This window comes from Pseudomonas sp. NFACC08-1 (assembly GCF_900106735.1).
GTDB classification, from domain to species: Bacteria; Pseudomonadota; Gammaproteobacteria; order Pseudomonadales; family Pseudomonadaceae; genus Aquipseudomonas; species Aquipseudomonas fluorescens_Q.
The window spans coordinates 98,833-120,623 of sequence record NZ_FNNL01000005.1; the positions used below are offsets into that span (position 1 = coordinate 98,833).

Genomic DNA, 21,791 nt, shown 5'->3' on the forward strand with positions numbered 1-21,791 from the left:
GGGCATCGAATGGAGCCTGCATCGCGACGGTAAGTCGTCGCGATGCAGGCCGTGGCCATTATTGCGCGTTGAACGCCTGGCCATTGACGCCGGTGCTGTCCGGGCCCATGAGGTACAGGTAGACCGGCATGATCTCCTCGGGCGTCGGATTGTTGAGCGGGTTTTCCCCCGGGTAGGCCTGGGCTCGCATGCTGGTGCGGGTGGCACCGGGGTTGATGCTGTTGGCGCGCACGGCGGCGACGGTGTCGACTTCGTCGGCCAGGGTCTGCATCAGCCCCTCGGTGGCGAACTTGGACACGCCATAGGCGCCCCAGTACGCCCGGCCCTTGCGCCCGACGCTGCTGGAGGTGAACACCACGGACGCATCCTGGGACAGCTTGAGCAGGGGCAGCAAGGTGCTGGTAAGCATGAACATCGCGTTGACGTTGACGTGCATCACCCGCATGAAATTCTCACCGGACAACTGTTCCAGCGGTGTACGCGGGCCGATGATCGAGGCGTTGTGCAGCAGGCCGTCCAGGTGACCGAACTCGGTTTCGATCATGGCCGCCAGTTCATCGTACTGATGAGGCAGTGCGGTTTCGAGGTTGAACGGGATCACCGCTGGCTGCGGATGACCGGCCGCCTCGATTTCATCGTAGACCTGGGTCAGGTTGGCTTCGGTCTTGCCCAGCAGCAGCACGGTGGCGCCATGGGCGGCATAGGCTTTCGCCGCTGCGGCACCGATACCGCGACCGGCGCCGGTGACCAGAATCACCCGGCCATTGAGCAGGTCGGGGCGGGCGGAATAATCAAACATAAAAAACCTCAACAATTAGAGCAGCACAGTACCGGTGACGAGGAAGCTTTTGTGGCAAAGAGGCTTTTGTGGCGAGGGAGCTTGCTCCCGCTCGGCGGCGCAGCCGTCGTCCAGGGGACCGCTTCGCGCTCCAGCGGGAGCAAGCTCCCTCGCCACAAGGGCTCAGTTCAGCAACTGCACAACGCGTTATCCAGCACTTCACGCAGCGCCGAAGGGTGGTCGATCACGACGTCCGCGCCCCAGTGCCTCGGGTTGTCGTCCGGGTGGATGTAGCCGTAGGTCACCGCGCAGGTCTTGGTACCGGCGCTGCGTCCGGACTCGATGTCCCGCAGGTCATCGCCCACGAACAGCACGCTGGCCGGATCCAGGTCGAGCATCTTGCAGGCCAGGGTCAGCGGTTCCGGGTCTGGCTTGCTGTTCTTCACGTGATCAGGGCAGATCAGCACTTTCGAGCGCTCGGCCAGGCCCAGTTGCTGCATGATCGGCTCGGCGAAACGCACCGGCTTGTTGGTGACCACGCCCCAGATCAGGTTGGCCGCTTCGATATCGGCCAGCACCTCGGCCATGCCGTCGAACAAATGACTGTGGACCGCGCATCCCTTGAGGTAGCGGTCGAGGAACTCCTGGCGCAGTTCCTCGAACCCCGGTGATTCAGGGTCCATGGAAAAGGTCACCGCGACCATCGCCCGGGCACCGCCGGAAATCTCGTCGCGAATGTGCTGCGTGTTCATCGGTGGCAAGCCACGGTCGGCGCGCATGGCCTGGCAGATGGCGATGAAGTCCGGCGCGGTGTCGAGCAGCGTGCCGTCCATGTCGAAGAGAACCGCTTTGAGACGCATCGACTTACTCCTCGCGCAGGGTCTGGATCATGTAGTTGACGTCAACGTCGGCGGCCAGCTTGTAGTGCTTGGTCAGCGGATTGTAGGTCAGGCCGATGATGTCCTTGACGGTCAGCCCGGCCGCGCGGCTCCAGGCGCCCAGTTCGGAAGGGCGGATGAATTTCTTGAAGTCGTGAGTGCCGCGCGGCAGCAGCTTCATGATGTATTCGGCGCCGATGATGGCGAACAGGTAGGCCTTCGGGTTGCGGTTGATGGTGGAGAAGAACACCTGGCCGCCGGGCTTGACCATACGGAAGCAGGCGCGGATGACCGACGACGGATCCGGCACGTGCTCGAGCATTTCCAGGCAGGTGACCACGTCGAATTGGCCGGGCATTTCTTCGGCCAGGGCTTCGGCGGTGATCTGCCGGTATTCCACGCTGACGCCCGACTCCAATTGATGCAGTTGCGCCACGGCCAGTGGCGCTTCGCCCATGTCGATGCCCATCACCGTCGCCCCGCGCTGGGCCATGGCTTCGCTGAGGATGCCGCCGCCACAACCGACGTCGAGCACCTTCTTGCCAGCCAGGTTGACCCGTTCGTCAATCCAGTTGACCCGCAGCGGGTTGATGTCGTGCAGCGGCTTGAATTCGCTTTCACGGTCCCACCAGCGATGGGCCAGGGCTTCGAACTTGGCGATTTCGGCGTGGTCGACGTTGCTCATGTGCAGATCCTCGAAAAGCTTGAAAAATCAGGTGCCCCGAGCCGTGGCTCAAGGGGCGTGGTTATTCGTTGTGGCCGCTGATGCGCCGACCCCAGGCCTGGGCCGTGGCGATCAGTCTTGATTCGTCCATGCGGGTCAGTCGGCCATCCTCCAATAACGGCTTGCCGCCCACCCACAGGTGTTTTACGCAATCGCGACCGGTGGCATAGATCAACTGCGACACCGGGTCGTAGATCGGCTGCTGGGCCAGGCCCGACAGATCGAAGGCCACCAGGTCGGCGGCCTTGCCCACTTCCAGCGAGCCGACAATCGCCTCGATGCCCAGCGCCCGGGCGCCATTGAGCGTGGCCATGCGCAGCGCCCGGTGGGCATCCAGGGCCGTGGCCGAGCCGGCGACGGCCTTGGCCAGCAGGGCCGCGGTGCGGGTTTCGCCCAGCAGATCCAGGTCGTTGTTGCTCGCCGCACCGTCAGTGCCGAGCGCCACATTGACGCCGGCCTGCCACAGGCGCTCCACTGGGCAGAAACCGCTGGCCAGCTTCAGGTTCGATTCCGGGCAGTGGATCACGCTGCAATTGCTTTCTACCAGCAAGGCCTGGTCTTCGTCGCTGATTTGAGTCATGTGCACGGCCTGAAAGCGTGGCCCCAGCAGGCCAAGTCGTCCCAGGCGCGCCAGCGGTCGCTCCGCGGTGTTATCCACAGCCTGCTGCACTTCGAAGGCGGTTTCGTGAACGTGCATATGAATGGCCGCGTCCAGTTCCTCGGCGATCACGCGGATTTTCTCCAGGTTCTCGTCGCCCACGGTGTAGGGGGCGTGCGGGCCGAATGCGACTTTGATCCGTGGGTGGTGCTTGAGGTCGCCAAACAATTCGATGCCCTGACGAATGGCTTCGTCGGCGCTGGCGGCACCGGGGATCGGGAAATCGAGGATTGGAATCGCGATTTGCGCACGAATACCGCTGTCGTGGACACACTCGCTGGCGATCTTGGGGTAGAAATACATGTCGGAGAAGCAGGTGATGCCGCCCTTGATCTGCTCGGCGATGGCCAGGTCGGTGCCGTCGCGTACGAAATGCTCATCGACCCATTTGGCTTCCGCCGGCCAGATGTGCTGTTCGAGCCAGGTCATCAAGGGCAGGTCGTCGGCCAGGCCGCGGAACAGGGTCATGGCTGCGTGGCCATGGGCATTGATCAGGCCGGGGCTGAGCAGCATGCCGGGCAGCTCACGGACCTGGGCGGCGTCACACCGGAGGGCTTCTGCCCGTGGACCGATGAACGCGATGCAGCCGTCGCGAATGCCCAGGCCATGATCCTTGAGCACTACACCGGCGGGTTCGACAGGCACCAACCAGGTCGGCAGCAATAATAAGTCGAGCGCAACGGCAGGCTTGGGCATCGTGGAACGGTTCCATGGGGTATAAAGGATGGCGAAGTATACCCGAGCGTCTTCGCGGAGGGATCGCTATAATCGGCGGCTTTTGTTCATGAGTACGGGGTGAAGGATGCGCGATCGACTATTGGCTGCGGAGAAGGTGAAGGCCATCGATTGGCGTGATGGCGTCCTGTACCTGTTGGACCTGCGTGTCTTGCCGTTCGAGGAAAACTGGATCGCCTGCACCTGTGCCGCCGATGTGGCCGAGGCCATTGGCTCGCTGGTGGTGCGCGGCGCGCAGGCCATCGGCATCAGCGCGGCTTATGGTGTCGTGCTGGCGGCGCGGACCAGGGTGGTCGAGGGCGGTGACTGGCAATCGGCCCTGGAGGCTGATTTTGCCTTGCTGGCCGAGGCCCGGCCGACAGCGGCGAACCTCTTCTGGGCGCTGGATCGGATGCGCGACCGGTTGGGGCGCTTGAAAGAGCACGCCGAGCCGCTGGCGGTACTTGAGGCTGAAGCCATCGCGATCCACGAAAGTGACCGCGAAGCCAACCTGACCATGACCCAGCTCGGTGTCGACCTGATCCGCAAGCACCAGGGCAACGCCCAGGCCATCCTCACCCACGGCAACACCGGCGCCCTGGCGAGCGGTGGCTTCGGCACGGCCTTGGGTGTCATCCGTGGCGCGTATATCGAAGGCATGGTGGAGCGCGTCTATGCCGACGAAACCCGTCCATCGCTGCAAGGCTCGCGCCTGACGGCGTGGGAGCTGGCCCGTGAGAGCATCCCGGTGACCCTCAACGCCGATTCCGCCGCCGCCCACATCATGAAGACGAAAGGTGTGACCTGGGTGATTGTCGGTGCCGACTGCATCACCGCCAATGGCGATGTGGCGAACAAGATCGGTACCTATCAACTGGCGGTCTGTGCCATGCACCATGGCGTGCGTTTCATGGTGGTGGCGCCGAGTTCGACCATCGATATGAGCCTGGCCTGCGGTGATGACGTTCCGGTCGAGGAGCGCGATGGACGTGAACTGCTGGAAATCGGCGGCAAGAGGCTCGGTGCGGAGGTGGACGCCTTCAACCCGACGTTCGATATCACCCCGGCGGATTTGATCGACGTCATCGTCACGGAGAAGGGCATCATCGAGCGTCCGGACACCGCCAAGCTGGCGCAGTTGATGTGCCGCAAGCGGTTGCACTGACGATTTCCAGAGGGTGATCTGCCGCCATCGCGGGCAAGCTCGCTCCCACAGTGGACAGGGCATGTCTGAAATTTCTGACATAAGAGTCCTTGTGGGAGCGAGCTTGCTCGCGATGAGGTCCTCAAAGGCAACAAATGCCTTGCATTTTCGCCCTGATTCTCCATCCGCAGCGCTTCTAAGCCCCTCTGGTCCCATATCAGCCTGTCACCGGTCAACTAACTACGCACCATGCGCATCTGGGGGATAGGTGCGTGGCGGCTCTTGTGATAACATCCGGCGGTTTCCAAGGCTGCCTCGCGAGGTGGCCTTTACTGCGCAGATCCATGGCATAACTCGTTGATTTGTCGTAAGTCGCTGCACGGCACTTGTTCTGCAGCGGCGAGCTTCGTTCGTCCCATCTGGATGTGACGAGGTTTCACCAGAAAAAGGAATCAGGCTTCTCATGGGCGAACTGGCCAAAGAAATCCTCCCGGTCAATATCGAAGACGAGCTGAAACAGTCCTACCTCGACTACGCAATGAGCGTAATCGTCGGGCGGGCGCTGCCGGATGCGCGCGATGGCTTGAAGCCCGTGCACCGGCGCGTGCTGTTCGCGATGAGCGAACTGGGCAACGACTTCAACAAGCCGTACAAGAAATCTGCCCGTGTCGTCGGCGACGTGATCGGTAAGTATCACCCCCACGGCGACACTGCCGTGTACGACACCATCGTTCGTATGGCGCAGCCATTCTCCTTGCGCTACCTGCTGGTAGACGGCCAGGGCAACTTCGGTTCCGTGGACGGCGACAACGCCGCGGCCATGCGATACACCGAAGTGCGCATGACCAAGCTGGCCCACGAACTGCTGGCCGACCTGCACAAGGAAACCGTGGACTGGGTGCCGAACTACGACGGCACCGAAATGATCCCGGCGGTCATGCCGACCCGTATCCCGAACCTGCTCGTCAACGGCTCCAGCGGTATCGCCGTGGGCATGGCGACCAACATCCCGCCGCACAACCTCGGTGAAGTCATCGACGGTTGCCTGGCCCTCATCGACAATCCCGAGCTGACTGTCGATGAGCTGATGCAATACATCCCGGGTCCGGACTTCCCGACCGCCGCGATCATCAACGGTCGCGCCGGCATCATCGAAGCCTACCGCACCGGCCGTGGCCGCATTTACATGCGCGCCCGTTCCACCGTCGAAGACATCGACAAGGTTGGCGGCCGCCAGCAGATCGTCATCACCGAGCTGCCGTACCAACTGAACAAGGCTCGCCTGATCGAGAAGATCGCCGAGCTGGTGAAAGAGAAGAAGCTCGAAGGCATCACCGAGCTGCGTGACGAGTCCGACAAGGACGGCATGCGCGTCGTGATCGAGTTGCGTCGTGGTGAAGTGCCTGAGGTGATCCTCAACAACCTCTACGCCCAGACCCAACTGCAAAGTGTGTTCGGCATCAACATCGTTGCGCTGATCGACGGCCGTCCGCGGATCCTGAACCTCAAGGACCTGCTGGAAGCTTTCGTACGTCACCGTCGCGAAGTGGTTACCCGCCGCACCGTGTTCGAACTGCGCAAGGCTCGCGAGCGTGGCCACATTCTTGAAGGCCAGGCCGTTGCCCTGTCGAACATCGACCCGGTGATCGCCCTGATCAAGGCCTCGCCAACGCCGTCGGAAGCCAAGGAAGCGCTGATCAGCACGCCTTGGGAGTCCAGCGCGGTGGTGGCGATGGTGGAGCGTGCCGGTGCCGATTCGTGCCGTCCGGAGAACCTCGACCCGCAATACGGCCTGCGCGAAGGCAAGTACTTCCTGTCCCCGGAACAGGCGCAAGCCATCCTGGAACTGCGCCTGCACCGCCTGACCGGCCTGGAACACGAGAAGCTGCTGGCCGAGTACCAGGAGATCCTCAACCAGATCGGCGAACTGATCCGCATCCTCAACAGCGCCACGCGCCTGATGGAAGTGATCCGCGAAGAGCTGGAAGTGATCCGCGCCGAGTACGGCGACGTGCGTCGCACCGAGATTCTCGATGCGCGCCTCGACCTGACCCTGGGCGACATGATCCCGGAAGAAGAGCGCGTGGTGACCATTTCCCACGGCGGCTACGCCAAGACCCAGCCGTTGGCCGCCTACCAGGCCCAGCGTCGCGGCGGCAAAGGCAAGTCGGCGACCGGCGTCAAGGACGAGGACTACATCGCTCACCTGCTGGTCGCCAACAGCCACACCACGCTGTTGCTGTTCTCCAGCAAGGGCAAGGTGTACTGGCTCAAGACCTACGAAATCCCCGAAGCGTCCCGCGCAGCCCGTGGTCGTCCGCTGGTCAACCTGCTGCCGCTGGACGACGGTGAATACATCACCACCATGCTGCCGGTGGAGGAATACACCGAAGGTCACTACATCTTCATGGCGACCGCCAACGGCACCGTGAAGAAGACCCCGCTGGAATCCTTCAGTCGCCAGCGTAGCGTCGGCCTGATTGCCCTGGAGCTGGACGAAGGCGACGTGCTGATTTCCGCCGCCATCACCGACGGCGAGCGTGAAGTCATGCTGTTCTCCGACGGCGGCAAGGTCACTCGCTTCAAGGAATCCGACGTTCGCGCCATGGGCCGTACCGCCCGCGGTGTGCGCGGCATGCGCCTGCCGGAAGGCCAGAAGCTGATTTCCATGCTGATCCCAGAAGAGGGCAGCCAGATCCTCACCGCTTCGGCGCGTGGTTATGGCAAGCGCACGGCCATCAGCGAGTTCCCTGAGTACAAGCGTGGCGGCCAGGGCGTGATCGCCATGGTCAGCAACGAGCGTAACGGCCGTCTGGTTGGCGCTGTCCAGGTGCTTGATGGCGAGGAGATCATGTTGATCTCTGACCAGGGTACCCTGGTGCGTACGCGGGTCGCCGAAGTCTCGAGCCTGGGTCGTAACACCCAGGGCGTGACGCTGATCAAGCTGGCCAGCGACGAAACGCTGGTAGGGCTTGAGCGGGTGCAGGAGCCATCGGAAGTCGAAGGCGAGGAGCTGGAAGGCGAGGAGCTGGAAGGCGAGGAAGGCGTGGCGTTCGACGGCACCCTGGGTGCCGATGTCGACGACATGACCGGTGACCAACCGCTCGACGCTGCCGCAGACGAAGAAGAACCGCAGGACTAAGCGGACACGCGGGGGGCGGATGAAGATTCGCCCCCTTGTTGTTTGTCTCGTTTGAAAATTTGCGACACTGCACATTCTCCTGTGGGGCTGATGCTGCTCACTTAAGGTTTGTTTGATTCATTGTGGCGAGGGAGCTTGCTCCCGCTTGGGTGCGAAGCGCCCATAGAATGGGTCTGCTGCGCAGCCCAGCGGGAGCAAGCTCCCTCGCCACAGGTTCAGGGCAATCCTTACATGAGCGGTAGCTACCATCGGGTGATGGGTGAATGAAGATTTAAGTGACCACCAGATCAGAGCGAGATTGGATGTGAGCAAGAGAGCCTATAACTTCTGTGCCGGCCCGGCGGCGTTGCCTGAAGCGGTCCTGAAGCGTGCCCAGGGTGAACTTCTCGACTGGCACGGCAAGGGCCTGTCGGTCATGGAAATGAGCCATCGCAGCGATGAGTTCGTGTCCATTGCCACCAAGGCCGAGCAGGACCTGCGTGATCTGCTGAACATCCCGTCCAATTACAAGGTGCTGTTCCTGCAGGGCGGCGCCAGCCAGCAGTTCGCCCAGATCCCGTTGAACCTGCTGCCGGAAAGTGGCAAGGCCGACTACATCGACACCGGTATCTGGTCGCAGAAAGCCATCGAAGAAGCTTCGCGCTACGGTCACGTCAACGTGGCTGCCACCGCCAAGCCCTACGACTATTTTGCGATTCCCGGCCAGAACGAATGGAACCTGTCCAAGGACGCGGCCTACGTTCACTACGCGCCGAACGAAACCATCGGTGGCCTGGAATTCAACTGGATCCCGGAAACCGGCGACGTGCCATTGGTGGCCGACATGTCCTCGGACATTCTCTCGCGCCCTGTGGATATCTCCCGTTTCGGCATGATCTACGCCGGCGCCCAGAAAAACATCGGCCCTAGCGGCATCCTGGTCAGCATCATTCGTGAAGACCTGCTGGGGCGTGCCCGCTCCCTGTGCCCGACCATGCTCAACTACAAGGTCGCGGCCGACAACGGCTCGATGTACAACACCCCGCCGACCCTGGCCTGGTACCTCTCTGGCCTGGTATTCGAATGGCTGAAGGAGCAGGGCGGTGTCGAGGCCATCGGCAAGCTCAACGAAGTCAAGCAGCGCACGCTGTATGACTTCATCGACGCCAGCGGCCTCTACAGCAACCCGATCAACAAGACCGATCGTTCGTGGATGAACGTGCCGTTCCGCCTGGCCGACGACCGTCTGGACAAGCCGTTCCTGGCCGGTGCCGACGAGCGTGGACTGCTGAACCTCAAGGGCCACCGTTCGGTCGGTGGCATGCGTGCCTCCATCTACAACGCCGTCGACATCAACGCCGTCAATGCGTTGATCGCCTACATGGCAGAGTTCGAGAAGGAACATGGCTGATGTCTGAGCAAGAACTCAAGGCGCTGCGCCTGCGCATCGATGCCCTGGACGAAAAGGTCCTGGAGCTGATCAGCGAGCGTGCGCGCTGCGCCCAGGAAGTCGCCCGGGTGAAGATGGCCTCCCTGGCCGAAGGCGAAGTGCCGGTGTTCTATCGTCCTGAGCGTGAAGCCCAGGTGCTCAAGCGTGTCATGGAGCGCAACAAGGGGCCGCTGGGCAACGAAGAGATGGCGCGGTTGTTCCGTGAAATCATGTCCTCGTGCCTGGCGCTCGAGCAGCCGCTGAAAGTCGCCTACCTGGGGCCGGAAGGGACCTTCACCCAGGCCGCCGCCATGAAGCACTTTGGTCACGCCGTGATCAGCAAGCCAATGGCGGCCATCGACGAAGTCTTCCGCGAAGTGGCGGCCGGCGCGGTGAATTTTGGCGTGGTGCCGGTGGAAAACTCTACCGAAGGCGCGGTCAACCACACGCTGGACAGCTTCCTCGAGCATGACATGGTGATCTGCGGCGAAGTCGAGCTGCGTATCCACCATCACCTGTTGGTCGGCGAGAACACCAAGACCGACAGCATCAGCCGGATCTATTCCCACGCCCAATCGTTGGCCCAGTGCCGCAAGTGGCTGGACGCCCATTACCCGAACGTCGAGCGCGTAGCGGTATCGAGCAACGCCGAAGCGGCCAAGCGGGTCAAGGGTGAGTGGAACTCGGCGGCGATCGCTGGTGATATGGCGGCCGGCCTCTACGGGCTGACGCGCCTGGCCGAGAAAATCGAGGATCGCCCGGACAACTCCACGCGGTTCCTGATGATCGGCAGCCAGGAAGTACCGCCGACCGGCGACGACAAGACCTCGATCATCGTCTCCATGAGCAACAAGCCCGGCGCGCTCCATGAACTGCTGGTGCCGTTCCACGACAACGGTATCGACCTGACGCGGATCGAGACCCGTCCGTCGCGCAGTGGTAAATGGACCTACGTGTTCTTCATCGATTTCGTCGGCCACCACCGCGATCCGCTGGTAAAAGGTGTGCTGGAGAAAATCAGTCAGGAAGCAGTGGCACTCAAGGTGCTGGGTTCCTACCCCAAGGCAGTTCTTTAAGGGCGGATAGCAAATGAGTGGCAACTTCCTCGCTCTGGCTCAGCCAGGCGTGCAACAACTCTCGCCTTACGTTCCGGGCAAGCCCGTCGACGAACTGGCCCGCGAGCTGGACCTGGATCCGGCCAACATCGTCAAGTTGGCGAGCAACGAAAATCCGTTGGGCGCGAGCCCCAAGGCACTGGCGGCGATCCGCGACGAACTGGCCGAGTTGACCCGTTACCCCGATGGCAATGGGTTTGCGTTGAAAAGCCTGCTGGCCGAGCGCTGTGGCGTCGAGCTGAACCAGGTGACGCTGGGCAATGGCTCCAACGACATTCTTGAGTTGGTCGCCCGTGCGTACCTGGCACCGGGTCTCAACGCTGTGTTCAGCGAGCACGCGTTTGCGGTCTACCCGATCGCGACCCAGGCCGTGGGCGCGGATGCCCATGTGGTTCCGGCCAAGGACTGGGGGCACGATCTGCCGGCCATGCTGGCCGCCATCGATGCCAACACGCGGGTGGTCTTCATTGCCAACCCGAACAACCCGACCGGCACCTGGTTCGACGCCCAGGCCTTGGACGACTTCCTGCAAGACGTGCCCGCGCACGTGCTCGTGGTGTTGGACGAGGCCTACATCGAATACGCCGAAGGCAGCGATTTGCCCGATGGCCTGGATTTCCTCGCGGCCTACCCGAACCTGCTGGTTTCGCGCACCTTCTCGAAAGCCTACGGCCTGGCCTCGCTGCGGGTTGGCTACGGCTTGTCCACCGCCGTGGTGGCCGACGTGCTGAACCGCGTGCGCCAGCCATTCAACGTCAACAGCTTCGCCCTGGCAGCCGCCTGTGCCGCCTTGCAGGATGAGGCCTACCTGGCCGAAAGCCGTCGCCTGAACGCGGCCGGTATGCAGCAGTTGGAAGCGGGGTTCCGTGAGCTGGGCTTGAGCTGGATTCCATCCAAAGGTAACTTCATCTGCGTCGACCTGGGGCGTGTCGCTGCGCCGGTGTACCAGGGGCTGCTGCGCGAAGGCGTGATCGTGCGTCCGGTGGCTAACTACGGCATGCCGAACCACCTGCGCGTCACCATCGGCCTACCGGCGGAAAACAACCGTTTCCTTGAGGCGTTGAGCAAGGTTTTGGCTCGTGGTTGATGTCACTTCGCTGCAACCTGCTGCCCCTATGATCGGTCGCCTGGTGGTGGTCGGCCTGGGGTTGATTGGCGGTTCGTTTGCCAAGGGCTTGCGTGAAAGCGGTCTGTGCCGCGAGGTGGTCGGTGTCGACCTGGATCCGCAGTCGCGCAAGCTGGCCGTGGAGCTGGGGGTGGTCGATCGCTGCGAGGATGACCTGGCGATCGCTTGTCAGGGCGCGGACGTGATCCAATTGGCGGTGCCGATCCTGGCCATGGAAAAACTGCTGGCGCGTCTGGCGACCATGAACCTGGGGCAAGCGATCCTGACCGACGTCGGCAGCGCCAAGGGCAACGTCGTGCGTGCGGCCACCGAGGCCTTCGGCGGGATGCCGGCGCGCTTCGTGCCCGGCCATCCGATTGCCGGTTCCGAGCAGAGCGGGGTGGAAGCCTCCAACGCCGAACTGTTTCGTCGCCACAAAGTGATCCTCACGCCGCTGGACCAGACGGATCCAGCCGCGCTGGCGATGGTGGACCGTTTGTGGCGCGAACTGGGCGCCGATGTCGAGCACATGCAGGTCGAGCGTCACGATGAAGTGTTGGCGGCCACCAGCCACTTGCCGCACCTGTTGGCGTTCGGCCTGGTGGATTCGTTGGCCAAACGCAATGAAAATCTTGAGATCTTCCGTTACGCTGCCGGCGGTTTCCGCGATTTCACGAGAATCGCAGGAAGCGACCCGGTCATGTGGCACGACATCTTCCTCGCCAACCGCGAAGCTGTCTTGCGCACACTCGATACATTTCGCAGCGACCTCGACGCCTTGCGCGACGCGGTCGATGCAGGGGACGGGCACCAATTGCTGGGCGTTTTCACACGCGCCAGGGTGGCCCGCGAGCATTTCAGTAAAATCCTGGCCCGTCGGGCCTATGTGGACGCTATGAACTCCAACGATCTGATTTTCCTGGCACAACCTGGTGGCTCCCTGAGCGGGCGTATTCGTGTACCGGGCGATAAATCGATTTCCCACCGTTCGATCATGCTCGGCTCCCTGGCCGAAGGTGTGACCGAAGTGGAAGGTTTCCTCGAGGGCGAAGACGCCTTGGCGACGCTGCAAGCGTTTCGCGACATGGGGGTGGTCATCGAAGGTCCGCACCACGGTCGCGTGACCATCCATGGTGTCGGCCTGCACGGCCTCAAACCTGCTCCGGGGCCCATCTACCTGGGTAACTCCGGGACCTCGATGCGTCTGTTGTCCGGCCTGCTGGCCGCGCAAGACTTCGACAGCACCCTGACCGGTGACGCCTCGCTGTCCAAGCGCCCGATGAATCGCGTCGCCAATCCGTTGCGGGAAATGGGCGCGGTCATCGAGACGGCCGCCGACGGTCGTCCGCCGATGATCATTCGTGGTGGCAACAAGCTCAAGGGCCTGACCTACACCATGCCGATGGCCAGCGCCCAGGTAAAATCCTGCCTGCTGCTGGCGGGTCTCTACGCCGAAGGCAAGACCACCGTCACCGAACCGGCCCCGACCCGCGACCATACCGAGCGCATGCTGCGCGGCTTCGGCTACCCGGTCACGGTCGATGGCGCCACGGCGTCCGTCGAGTCTGGCAGCAAGCTGACCGCTACCCACATCGAAGTGCCGGGTGACATCTCCTCGTCGGCATTCTTCCTGGTGGCCGCTTCGATTGCCGAAGGTTCCGACCTGGTGCTCGAACATGTCGGCATCAACCCGACCCGCACCGGCGTTATTGACATCCTGCGCCTGATGGGCGCTGACATCACCCTGGAAAACCAGCGTGAAGTCGGCGGCGAGCCCGTGGCGGACTTGCGCGTACGAGCAGCTAAACTCAAGGGTATCGAGATTCCCGAGGCGTTGGTTCCGCTGGCTATCGATGAATTCCCGGTGCTGTTCGTGGCGGCCGCCTGTGCAGAAGGGCGCACCGTATTGACGGGCGCCGAAGAGCTGCGGGTCAAGGAGTCGGATCGCATCCAGGTGATGGCTGATGGCTTGCTCGCCCTGGGCGTCAAGTGCCAGCCAACGCCGGACGGCATCATCATCGACGGCGGCCAGATCGGCGGCGGCGAAGTCCATGGTCACGGTGACCATCGTATCGCCATGGCCTTCAGTGTTGCGTCTTTGCGCGCCAGCGCGCCGATTCGCATCCATGATTGCGCCAACGTCGCGACGTCGTTCCCGAACTTCCTGGCGCTGTGCGCGCAGGTCGGTATCCGAGTAGCACAAGAGGCGCAGTCGTGAACATCAAGGCACCGGTCATCACCATCGATGGCCCAAGCGGTTCGGGCAAGGGCACCGTCGCCGGGATCCTGGCCAGGCAGTTGGGCTGGAACCTGCTCGATTCGGGTGCCCTGTATCGTCTATTGGCGTTCGCTGCCGCGAACCATGGCGTCGACCTGACCAACGAAGAGTTGCTCAAGGCGCTGGCGGCTCATCTGGACGTGCAATTCATTGCCGCGACCGACGGTCAGCTCCAGCGCATCATTCTGGAAGGTGACGAAGTCAGCGACGTCATTCGTACCGAAAGCGTGGGGGCCGGGGCCTCCCAGGTCGCCGCGCTGCCGGCGGTACGCGAAGCCTTGCTGCAACGCCAGCGTGCCTTCCAGGAGCCGCCGGGGCTGGTGGCCGATGGTCGTGACATGGGCACGGTGGTCTTTCCTGACGCGCCGCTGAAGATTTTCCTCACCGCCAGTGCAGAGGAGAGGGCGCGTCGCCGATATTTGCAGTTGAAGGGCAAAGGCGAGGATGTTAGTCTGTCGAGTCTGCTAGATGAGATCCGTGCACGCGATGAGCGTGACACCCAGCGCGCAGTAGCCCCGCTCAAGCCGGCGGCCGACGCGATACAGCTGGATTCCACGGAGTTGTCCATCGATCAGGTGCTGCAACGCATCATGAGCGAGATCGCCATTCGCGATATCGCCGGGTGACAGGAAGCTCCGCAGGGGACCAGTCATAGTCCTGCGGCGCTTCTTTTATATGAAACTAACCCACATCGTCTGGGGTGTGGAGATGGGCGTTTACTTCGCCCTAATCAACAGGAATTAAAATGAGCGAAAGCTTTGCGGAACTCTTTGAAGAAAGCTTGAAAACCCTGAACCTTCAGGCAGGCTCCATCATCACCGGCGTTATCGTTGATATCGATTACCAAGCTCGCTGGGTAACCGTTCACGCTGGTCTGAAGTCTGAAGCGCTGATCCCGCTTGAGCAGTTCTACAACGACGCTGGCGAACTGAACATCAACGTCGGTGACGAAGTTCACGTTGCGCTGGACTCGGTTGAAGATGGTTTCGGTGAAACCAAGCTGTCCCGTGAAAAAGCCAAGCGCGCTGAATGCTGGATCGTTCTGGAAGCGGCCTTCGCAGCTGAGGAAGTGGTCAAGGGCGTTATCAACGGTAAGGTTAAAGGCGGCTTCACTGTCGACGTTAACGGCATCCGTGCGTTCCTGCCAGGTTCCCTGGTTGACGTCCGTCCAGTGCGCGATACCACGCACCTGGAAGGCAAAGAGCTGGAATTCAAGGTCATCAAGCTGGACCAGAAGCGCAACAACGTTGTCGTTTCCCGTCGCAGTGTCCTGGAAGCCGAGAACTCCGCCGAGCGTGAAGCTCTGCTGGAATCGCTGCAGGAAGGCCAACAGGTCAAGGGTATCGTCAAGAACCTCACCGATTACGGCGCATTCGTCGATCTGGGTGGCGTCGATGGCCTGCTGCACATCACCGACATGGCCTGGAAGCGTATCAAGCATCCTTCGGAAATCGTCAACGTTGGCGACGAGATCGATGTCAAGGTTCTGAAGTACGATCGCGAGCGCAATCGTGTTTCCCTGGGCCTCAAGCAACTGGGTGAAGATCCATGGGTCGCTATCAAAGCCCGTTACCCAGAAAGCACCCGCGTCACCGCTCGTGTTACCAACCTGACCGACTACGGCTGCTTCGCTGAGCTGGAAGAAGGCGTTGAAGGCCTGGTACACGTTTCCGAAATGGACTGGACCAACAAGAACATCCATCCTTCGAAAGTCGTACAAGTCGGCGACGAAGTGGAAGTCATGGTTCTGGACATCGACGAAGAGCGTCGTCGTATCTCCCTCGGCATCAAGCAGTGCAAGTCCAACCCATGGGAAGACTTCTCTGGCCAGTTCAACAAGGGCGATAAAATCTCCGGCACCATCAAGTCGATCACCGATTTCGGTATCTTCATTGGTCTGGACGGCGGCATCGACGGTCTGGTTCACCTGTCCGACATCTCCTGGAACGAAGTGGGCGAAGAAGCCGTACGCCGTTTCAAGAAGGGCGACGAGCTGGACACCGTTATCCTGTCGGTTGACCCAGAGCGCGAGCGCATCTCCCTGGGCATCAAGCAATTGGAAAGCGATCCGTTCTCCGAGTACGTTCAAGAGAACGACAAAGGCGCAATCGTTAAGGGCATCGTGAAAGAAGTTGACGCCAAAGGCGCCATCATCACTCTGGCCGACGATATCGAAGCGACTCTGAAAGCCTCCGAAATCAGCCGTGACCGCGTTGAAGACGCGCGCAACGTTCTGAAAGAAGGCGAAGAAGTAGAAGCCAAGATCATCAGCGTTGACCGCAAGAGCCGCGTAATCCAGCTCTCCATCAAGTCGAAAGACGATGCTGAAGAGAAAGAAGCAATCCAGAGCCTGCGCGACAAGCCAGCTACCTCTGACATTGCTGCTGGTCCTACCACTCTGGGCGACCTGTTGCGTGCACAAATGGAAAAACAGAACTGAGTTCTGTCAGACCATAGAAAAAGGGCGACTTCGGTCGCCCTTTTTTGTGCCTGCGAAATGTCAAGATTCTCTGCAAGCTGCTGCCGATGGCAGAGTTCATTCGGGACGCTGCGAAACCAACCCATCAACCCAGCTGTCTCTTTTATGAAGCGGATCAATAATCTATTCAGGGCGTGGCTCCGACTTGTATAAATGATCGATCCGGACCTCTGTCTAAAGGAACTGAATGAACAAGCTCTTTCTGGTGTTGAGTATCTTGGTGCTGGCCGCTTGCTCTACAAGCGCCAAGACCCACGCAGTGCGTGGTGTCAGTGGTATCGAGGTCGACTGCTCGGGGTTGGGTTCCGGTTGGGAGAAGTGCCACAAGAGGGCCGCAAGAGAGTGTAAGGGGGCTGGCTACAAGGTGATTACCCGATCCGACGACGCGAAGGATGAAGATCAGTACCCCTTTGGTTTCAATCCGGCTGGCTATCTGACTCGTACGATGCTGGTCATCTGTCGATAGCATCTCCCTGCTTGCGCACAAAGAGGCGGTAGGGGAGTCAAGAAGAATGTCAATACTTGGGCTGTTCAAATCCCTCCGGTCATGCTAAAACCTTTTCAAGCGATTTTCCTAGCTGCTTGAAAAAGAAGGGAAAAATATGACGAAGTCGGAGTTGATCGAACGAATTGTCACCCATCAAGGGCTACTCTCATCCAAGGATGTGGAGCTAGCCATCAAGACCATGCTTGAACAAATGTCCCAGTGCCTGGCTACGGGGGATCGCATCGAGATCCGCGGTTTCGGCAGCTTCTCCCTGCACTACCGCGCTCCGCGGGTTGGGCGCAACCCCAAAACGGGCCAGTCCGTCAGCCTTGATGGAAAATTCGTTCCTCATTTCAAACCAGGCAAAGAGCTTAGGGATCGTGTGAATGAGGAGGAGGGGGATGAGCTCTGACGGAGCCCTAAAACAGAGGAGTTCACATGCGGAACTTTAAACGCTTGACCCTTGTCGTACTTGCGCTGCTCGTGGCCTCAGCTATCGTCCTGTTCGTGCTTGAAAACAACCAGCCAGTGGCATTGCTGTTTCTGGGTTGGTCAGCTCCGCAGCTTCCTGTCTCGGTTTTCGTGATCCTGGCGCTTCTCGCTGGTATGATAGTCGGGCCGTCGCTTGCGTGGTTTTTAGGGGTGCGTAGGCGCTTTAAATAAATGGATGTGTGGCCCGGAAGTCTTGGTAAGGATCACTATCTGCAATTTTTCTGACTTTGGGTGCGTTTTGTTCGTATTTAATCTAGCTCAGTTTGCCGCTATATCCGACACGGCCTTGCCCGTCTTGCCTTTGAATACGTTCGATGTGTCTACGGGCTTGATGCAAAGCGAGGCTTCTTATGCGAAATGATCGCATTGATGCGCGTGACGCAGAGGAGATTGATCTGGTTGAGCTTGCTCAGGGGCTTTGGGCTCAAAAATGGCTGATCTTAGTCATTACCCTTATAGTCACTGCCAGTGCTGCCGCTTACGCATTTCTCAGCAAACCTATCTATGAAGCAAAACTTTTTATCATACCGCCCACTCAGAACGGTATTGCTGAGTTGAACTACGGTCGTGGGAAAAGTACCGAACTCGAAACTTATTCCATCAAGCATGTATACGATGTGTTTGCTCGTAATCTGCAAGGTGAATCTCTTCGCCAAAACTTCTTCAATGAAATTTATCTCCCGTCACTTGATGAATCCCGGCGAAAGGGGGCTCTCGACCGTTTGTATGAACAATTCTCACGGGAGCTGGTAATCAAGGGGCCAGGTAAGGATACACCGGACCGGTTCTCCGTGACTGTCCAAAGCGGCGATCCAATAAAGGCCGCTGAGTGGGTAAAGGCCTATGTGGCGCGCGCCAGCGAGGCGGCCGAATCGGAGCTGATTAAGAACGTAACGACCGAGGCTTCCGTAAGAGCTCGCAACCTTGAGCAGCGCATTATTAGCTTACGCGAAACCGCGCAGCGGATACGTGAGGATCGTATTCAACAACTGCGTGAAGCACTGAAAATTGCCGAGGCGATTGGCTTGACTTCACCAACCGTAAACTCTTCTGCTGCGGTGGATATTACTGTAGATACTGGTAATAAGATGGATTATCAGAGGGGGAGCAAGGCGTTGGCTGCTGAAGTCAGTACTCTGGAGGCGAGGGCCTCCGATGACGCATTTATATCGGATTTGCGGACGTTGCAGATGCGTTATAACTTCTATCGTAAGTTGAACATTGACTCTGAGCGTATTGCGGTTTACAGACAGGATGGTAGTGTTGAGGTGCCCGGGAGTCCGATAAAACCAAGAAAGAGCTTAATCTTGGTGTTGGGCGTCTTGGCGGGGCTTCTATCGGGCGGATTTATCGCCTTGATCCGATATGTATTTAAGCGCAATCAAGAAGAGCAACGGAGTAGACAAGTTAGTCGTGGTTAGATGCCATTCCATCATCCGTTATTGGTAGCTATAATGCATGGTGAGCAGTGTTCTGATTGATTTTTTTTGAGCCCGTCGGCGCTGGGTGTTTCCCAGTGCCGACGGGCTTTCTAGTGCCCAAGGAAAGCGCCTCGGCGTCAGGGCTGGCAATTGATAGCTCAGCTATGGCTGACTGATTTTTCTTGGTGTCACCAAGCGATTTATCATCTTACGACAGGTCTTGACTTCGGTTTATTGGTCGCTTCAGCGGTAATGTTTTGTATAAAAAAAGGATGGATGCCTAACGAAGCGGGCCCCGTGCATGGTTGCCCCTGACCGGATTTTTTACAAGATGAGGCATAATGCGCGCAGACTGAGAGTGTCTCCTGCGTGGTTGCTGACTACTGTATCGAGCAGGGGGCAAGTTGACGGTCGCTGTCTTTGAGCCAGATGGATTGAGTGGAGCAAGCAATCGCCAGGGGTGAGAGCGGAGAGGGTAAGCTAGGCGACGCAACTCAAGACTCCAAAGGAATCGGCGCATCGTTAGCAACTCAGGAGAAGCGATAGGCATCCGAGTGGATGCGTTCTTAGGAGGGAGGCGGTAAAATTGTAAGGTAAAGTGCCAAAGGCTGAACGCAAGGATGAAAAGCGCTTTCTTATGCAAGCAGTTAGCAGGTACGAACGTGAATAGACCAATTTGATGCTCGCTCGAAATTTTTTACAGCTTTCCAATGTCGCAATTCGTGGCTTGACACTTCTCAGCAAATTTTTGCTGATTTTTTTTCTTGCCCGTTTTCTAGAGCCGGTCGAACTAGGTATCTATGGTCTTTTGGCAGCGACTGTTGGCTATTCGCTGTATTTTCTTGGCTTCGATTTCTATACCTATAGTACTCGTGAACTGCTTAAGCGTGAGCGTCACGAGTGGGGAGGACTACTCAAGGCCCAAGGAGCGCTGACGTTAGTGCTCTACCTCATTTTTCTACCGCTGCTAAGCCTGGTTTTTATAAAAGGTTTGCTCCCGATGAAGGTTATCGGCTGGTTCTTTGTTTTACTGATACTTGAGCATTTTACTCAGGAACTGGGTCGCTTACTGATCGCGGTTTCGGATCAACTATTTGCGAGCCTGATACTGTTTTTACGCTCGGGGGTCTGGGCTGTGCTGATCACGGCATTGATGTTCGTTGAGCCTGGTACGCGAAATCTGGACATGGTATTTGGCGCTTGGACGTTGGGATCGGCGACAGCTCTTCTGCTGGGTATACACCGTATCAAGCGTATGGCGCTATCTGGTTGGCGGCAAGATGTCGACTGGACCTGGGTCATCAAAGGATTAAGGGTAGCGTCCGCATTGCTGATTGCGACCTTGGCCATTCGTGGGGTTTTCACTTTGGACCGTTATTGGCTCCAAGATCTGGCGGGATTGGACGTACTTGGTGCCTATGTCTTGTTCATGGGCATCAGTATGGCGTTGATATCATTTCTGGATGCTGGTGTATTTGCATTTACTTATCCAGGGCTGATCAGCGCCTACCAGCAGCGAGATCCAGTCGGTTTTCATCAAGGTATACGCAGGTTGTTGCTGCAGACCGTTGGTCTTTGCGTCGCTTTTTCGGTAGTCGCACTGGTTACGATAGGCCCATTGCTGGCTTGGCTGGGCAAGCCGCTTTACAGTGAGCAGGAGGGGCTTTTCGTCTGGATCCTTATTGCTACGGTGCTATACGCACTGGGCATGATTCCCCACTATGGGTTATATGCCCAAGGTCGTGATCGACCAATCATTCATAGTCATATAGCCAGTTTGATCATTTTCGTTCTGGCAACCTTGAGTTTTGCGCAGTCTTGGCCTCTTCTCGCAGTACCGCTGGGGCTGTGCGTCAGCTTTTTTGTCGTTTTGTGCTGGAAATCGTGGAGCTTCTTTCGCCTCACTCCGGCACCTTACCGTTTATTTCAATCCTGACTCTGTACAGGAAGCAACCAAGGGACGCGTTAATGTTCACCAATAAAACCATTCTCATCACCGGCGGTACCGGCTCTTTTGGTAACACGTTTGTGCCGATGACCCTGGCCAAATACAACCCGAAAAAGATCATCATCTTTTCCCGAGATGAAATGAAGCAATGGGACATGGCGAAAAAATTCGAGGGTGATTCCCGCGTTCGATTCTTCATCGGCGACGTCCGCGACAAGGAGCGCTTGTACCGGGCATTGGATGGTGTTGATTATGTGGTTCACGCAGCGGCGACCAAGATCGTGCCAACCGCGGAATACAACCCCTTCGAGTGCATCAAGACCAACATCAACGGCGCGATGAACCTGATCGATGCCTGCATCGACAAAGGCATCAAGCGCGTTGTCGCATTGTCCACCGACAAGGCCAGCAGCCCGATCAACCTCTACGGTGCCACCAAGTTGGCGTCCGATAAGCTGTTTGTTGCCGGTAACTCCTACGCCGGCGGTCACGAAACCCGCATGGCAGTAGTACGTTATGGCAACGTGATGGGATCGCGCGGTTCAGTCATCCCCTTCTTCATGTCGATCAAGGACAAAGGTGAATTACCGATCACCGATGAACGCATGACCCGTTTCATGATCTCCCTGGAAGAGGGCGTCGAACTGGTCTGGCATGCTTTCGAAGACATGGAAGGCGGTGAGATCTATGTGAAGAAAATTCCGTCGATGAAAGTGACAGACCTTGCTCGCGTTGTCGCACCAGAGGCCACTCAAAAGATCGTCGGCATTCGTCCTGGCGAAAAATTGCATGAGCAGATGATCAGCGCCGAAGATTCCTACTACACGTACGAATACCCTGAGCACTTTAAAATTCTGCCGGTTATCAACGAGTGGGCCACCTGCCCTAAACGTATTAAAGACGGCAAGAAGGTCGCAGAAGGCTTCGTTTACGCCAGTGACAATAACACTGAGTGGATGAGTGACGAGGATCTGAAAAGCTGGATCACCCTCAACGAAGCCAAGATCGGGAGTATCTGAT

Annotated in this window: 18 protein-coding genes; 14 read left to right on the plus strand and 4 right to left on the minus strand. The window is 59.0% G+C overall.

Annotated elements, in window-relative coordinates; translation table 11 throughout:
- Window positions 1–58: 58 nt before the first annotated feature.
- The 4 genes from BLU76_RS12410 to BLU76_RS12425 form a co-directional block, all read right to left on the minus strand.
- Window positions 59–799, minus strand: coding sequence for a YciK family oxidoreductase (locus BLU76_RS12410; RefSeq protein WP_018602937.1), 741 nt, complete (start codon window positions 797–799; stop codon window positions 59–61).
- Window positions 800–966: 167 nt separating this feature from the next.
- Entirely contained in the window at window positions 967–1,638 is a 672-nt protein-coding gene (mupP, locus tag BLU76_RS12415) for an N-acetylmuramic acid 6-phosphate phosphatase MupP (protein WP_060738596.1), read from the minus strand.
- Between the two features lie 4 nt (window positions 1,639–1,642).
- The gene (gene ubiG / locus BLU76_RS12420; protein ID WP_063322361.1) at window positions 1,643–2,341 is read right to left on the minus strand and encodes a bifunctional 2-polyprenyl-6-hydroxyphenol methylase/3-demethylubiquinol 3-O-methyltransferase UbiG; all 699 of its coding nucleotides are present in this window, start codon (window positions 2,339–2,341) and stop codon (window positions 1,643–1,645) included.
- A 61-nt stretch (window positions 2,342–2,402) separates the two neighbouring features.
- Window positions 2,403–3,734, minus strand: a complete 1,332-nt coding sequence (locus BLU76_RS12425; protein WP_092144920.1) for a TRZ/ATZ family hydrolase — start codon at window positions 3,732–3,734, stop codon at window positions 2,403–2,405.
- A 106-nt stretch (window positions 3,735–3,840) separates the two neighbouring features.
- Here BLU76_RS12425 and mtnA point away from each other — a divergent pair, with 106 nt between their 5' ends.
- The 14 genes from mtnA (at window position 3,841) to pseB (ending at window position 21,790) form a co-directional block, all read left to right on the plus strand.
- Window positions 3,841–4,917 (plus strand): S-methyl-5-thioribose-1-phosphate isomerase, encoded by a 1,077-nt coding sequence (gene mtnA, locus BLU76_RS12430; RefSeq protein WP_092222886.1) that lies wholly within the window; start codon window positions 3,841–3,843, stop codon window positions 4,915–4,917.
- 442 nt (window positions 4,918–5,359) lie between these two features.
- Entirely contained in the window at window positions 5,360–8,038 is a 2,679-nt protein-coding gene (gene gyrA, locus BLU76_RS12435) for a DNA gyrase subunit A (protein ID WP_092222888.1), read from the plus strand.
- Window positions 8,039–8,342: 304 nt separating this feature from the next.
- On the plus strand, window positions 8,343–9,428 hold the full coding sequence (gene serC, locus BLU76_RS12440) for a 3-phosphoserine/phosphohydroxythreonine transaminase (protein ID WP_003199231.1): 1,086 nt from the start codon (window positions 8,343–8,345) through the stop codon (window positions 9,426–9,428).
- Window positions 9,428–10,522, plus strand: a complete 1,095-nt coding sequence (pheA, locus tag BLU76_RS12445) for a prephenate dehydratase (RefSeq protein ID WP_003199233.1) — start codon at window positions 9,428–9,430, stop codon at window positions 10,520–10,522. The genes serC and pheA overlap by 1 nt, the downstream gene beginning before the upstream one ends.
- 13 nt (window positions 10,523–10,535) lie before the next feature.
- Window positions 10,536–11,648, plus strand: a complete 1,113-nt coding sequence (gene hisC, locus BLU76_RS12450; protein WP_072340459.1) for a histidinol-phosphate transaminase — start codon at window positions 10,536–10,538, stop codon at window positions 11,646–11,648.
- 28 nt (window positions 11,649–11,676) lie between these two features.
- Entirely contained in the window at window positions 11,677–13,884 is a 2,208-nt protein-coding gene (locus BLU76_RS12455; RefSeq protein ID WP_256572676.1) for a bifunctional prephenate dehydrogenase/3-phosphoshikimate 1-carboxyvinyltransferase, read from the plus strand.
- On the plus strand, window positions 13,881–14,570 hold the full coding sequence (gene cmk / locus BLU76_RS12460) for a (d)CMP kinase (RefSeq protein WP_014337227.1): 690 nt from the start codon (window positions 13,881–13,883) through the stop codon (window positions 14,568–14,570). Before BLU76_RS12455 ends, cmk begins: the two co-directional genes overlap by 4 nt.
- A gap of 119 nt (window positions 14,571–14,689) precedes the next feature.
- Window positions 14,690–16,384 carry a 30S ribosomal protein S1 gene (gene rpsA, locus BLU76_RS12465; protein WP_014337228.1) on the plus strand — a complete coding sequence of 565 codons (1,695 nt, stop codon included), beginning with the start codon at window positions 14,690–14,692 and terminating at the stop codon, window positions 16,382–16,384.
- Between the two features lie 226 nt (window positions 16,385–16,610).
- A complete protein-coding gene (locus tag BLU76_RS12470; RefSeq protein ID WP_092222892.1) occupies window positions 16,611–16,889 on the plus strand; it encodes a hypothetical protein in 279 nt (92 codons plus the stop codon).
- A 136-nt stretch (window positions 16,890–17,025) separates the two neighbouring features.
- Window positions 17,026–17,322: an integration host factor subunit beta gene (ihfB, locus tag BLU76_RS12475; RefSeq protein WP_003199243.1), complete on the plus strand. Its 297-nt coding sequence runs from the start codon at window positions 17,026–17,028 to the stop codon at window positions 17,320–17,322.
- Between the two features lie 26 nt (window positions 17,323–17,348).
- Window positions 17,349–17,573, plus strand: coding sequence for a lipopolysaccharide assembly protein LapA domain-containing protein (locus tag BLU76_RS12480; protein WP_092222894.1), 225 nt, complete (start codon window positions 17,349–17,351; stop codon window positions 17,571–17,573).
- 179 nt (window positions 17,574–17,752) lie between these two features.
- Complete coding sequence (locus BLU76_RS12485) at window positions 17,753–18,823, plus strand: LPS O-antigen chain length determinant protein WzzB (RefSeq protein WP_092222896.1); 1,071 nt, start codon at window positions 17,753–17,755, stop codon at window positions 18,821–18,823.
- A gap of 679 nt (window positions 18,824–19,502) precedes the next feature.
- Complete coding sequence (locus BLU76_RS12490) at window positions 19,503–20,759, plus strand: lipopolysaccharide biosynthesis protein (protein ID WP_092222898.1); 1,257 nt, start codon at window positions 19,503–19,505, stop codon at window positions 20,757–20,759.
- A 32-nt stretch (window positions 20,760–20,791) separates the two neighbouring features.
- Window positions 20,792–21,790 carry a UDP-N-acetylglucosamine 4,6-dehydratase (inverting) gene (pseB, locus tag BLU76_RS12495; RefSeq protein WP_092222902.1) on the plus strand — a complete coding sequence of 333 codons (999 nt, stop codon included), beginning with the start codon at window positions 20,792–20,794 and terminating at the stop codon, window positions 21,788–21,790.
- Window position 21,791 lies beyond the last annotated feature (1 nt).

Coding starts and splice junctions, on each gene's coding strand:
- BLU76_RS12485 (WP_092222896.1), top strand. CDS start 17,753: ATGCGAAATGATCGCATTGATGCGCGTGACGCAGAGGAGATTGATCTG.
- rpsA (WP_014337228.1), top strand. CDS start 14,690: ATGAGCGAAAGCTTTGCGGAACTCTTTGAAGAAAGCTTGAAAACCCTG.
- mupP (WP_060738596.1), bottom strand. CDS start 1,638: ATGCGTCTCAAAGCGGTTCTCTTCGACATGGACGGCACGCTGCTCGAC.
- BLU76_RS12480 (WP_092222894.1), top strand. CDS start 17,349: ATGCGGAACTTTAAACGCTTGACCCTTGTCGTACTTGCGCTGCTCGTG.
- BLU76_RS12455 (WP_256572676.1), top strand. CDS start 11,677: ATGATCGGTCGCCTGGTGGTGGTCGGCCTGGGGTTGATTGGCGGTTCG.
- ubiG (WP_063322361.1), bottom strand. CDS start 2,341: ATGAGCAACGTCGACCACGCCGAAATCGCCAAGTTCGAAGCCCTGGCC.
- ihfB (WP_003199243.1), top strand. CDS start 17,026: ATGACGAAGTCGGAGTTGATCGAACGAATTGTCACCCATCAAGGGCTA.
- BLU76_RS12425 (WP_092144920.1), bottom strand. CDS start 3,734: ATGCCCAAGCCTGCCGTTGCGCTCGACTTATTATTGCTGCCGACCTGG.
- pheA (WP_003199233.1), top strand. CDS start 9,428: ATGTCTGAGCAAGAACTCAAGGCGCTGCGCCTGCGCATCGATGCCCTG.
- BLU76_RS12410 (WP_018602937.1), bottom strand. CDS start 799: ATGTTTGATTATTCCGCCCGCCCCGACCTGCTCAATGGCCGGGTGATT.
- hisC (WP_072340459.1), top strand. CDS start 10,536: ATGAGTGGCAACTTCCTCGCTCTGGCTCAGCCAGGCGTGCAACAACTC.
- BLU76_RS12470 (WP_092222892.1), top strand. CDS start 16,611: ATGAACAAGCTCTTTCTGGTGTTGAGTATCTTGGTGCTGGCCGCTTGC.
- mtnA (WP_092222886.1), top strand. CDS start 3,841: ATGCGCGATCGACTATTGGCTGCGGAGAAGGTGAAGGCCATCGATTGG.
- BLU76_RS12490 (WP_092222898.1), top strand. CDS start 19,503: ATGCTCGCTCGAAATTTTTTACAGCTTTCCAATGTCGCAATTCGTGGC.
- gyrA (WP_092222888.1), top strand. CDS start 5,360: ATGGGCGAACTGGCCAAAGAAATCCTCCCGGTCAATATCGAAGACGAG.
- pseB (WP_092222902.1), top strand. CDS start 20,792: ATGTTCACCAATAAAACCATTCTCATCACCGGCGGTACCGGCTCTTTT.